This window comes from Azospirillum sp. B4 (assembly GCF_000333275.1).
Lineage (GTDB): Bacteria > Pseudomonadota > Alphaproteobacteria > Azospirillales > Azospirillaceae > Nitrospirillum.
Genome location: NZ_BACU01000118.1, coordinates 1 through 984, shown reverse-complemented (window position 1 = coordinate 984; position 984 = coordinate 1). Strand labels below are relative to the sequence as shown.

General features: G+C 72.2%; 1 protein-coding gene and 1 pseudogene. Both read left to right on the top strand.

All coding sequences use genetic code 11. The annotated features are described in order from the left end of the window. Positions 1-497: LysR substrate-binding domain-containing protein (locus I55_RS05750; protein WP_252181033.1), on the top strand; the 497-nt coding region annotated here is incomplete at its 5' end. Between the two features lie 84 nt (positions 498-581). Further along, positions 582-984, top strand: a pseudogene (locus I55_RS05745) (methyltransferase); the annotation flags it as partial.

Sequence of the window (984 nt, the reverse complement as noted above, 5' to 3'; positions counted from 1 at the left end):
GCCGGCACGGTGGGCACGGGCGACCTGGAGACCTACCCTTCCGCCAGGACCGCTTCGTCCTGGTGGCGGCCCCCACCCATCCCCTGGGCGGACGCGACAGCGTACCCTTCGCGGAGGTGATGGACCACGACCTGGTGGGCCTGGACCGGGCGGCGGCCCTGCAACGCTTCCTGTCCGACCGGGCGGCGCGGGTGGGCCGGCGGCTGCGCCTGCGGGTGCAGCTGCGCAGCTTCGACGGCATCTGCCGCCTGGTGGAGGGTAACGTCGGTATCGGCATCGTACCGGAGACCACCGCCCGGCGGGCGGCGCGCACCATGAACATCGAATGCATCGCCCTGACCGACAGCTGGGCGGTGCGGGACCTGAAGGTCTGCACCCGGAGCCGCGCCCGCCTGCCGCGTTTCGCCAAACTGCTGACCGACCATCTGCTGGCCACGCCACCCGGGCCGGGTCCGCTTGACGCATCGGCGATGGAGCCACCGGTGGCGGGGCGGTAGCGGCACCCGGCGCTTTTCCCTACACTTCCCGCCACCTCAGAACCGGGTCGACGCAACGGCCCCAGCCCCCAAGGGAGTGCCCCCATGCGCCTGCGGCCCCTGTTCCACCTGTTCATCCTGGCCGGCACCGCCGGCCTCGCCTGGTCCGGCCCATCGGCGCGCGCGGAGGATGCCAAGCCCGACCCCGTGCTGGCGCAGATCGTCTCCTCCCCCGCCCGCTCACCCCAGTTCCTGGCCCGCGACGCCGCCCGCCATCCGCTGCAGGAACTGACCTTCTTCGGCCTGGCACCCAACCAGACGGTGGTCGAGATTTCGCCCAGCGGCGGGTACTGGACGGAGATCCTGGCCCCCTACCTGCACGATCGCGGCACCTATTACGCCGCCGCCAACCCCCGCGGCACGGACAGCGCCTACGCCAACCGCGAGAACGCCGCCTTTGACGCCAAGCTGGCGGCCGACCCCGCCCGCTATGGCAAGGTCAAGGTGA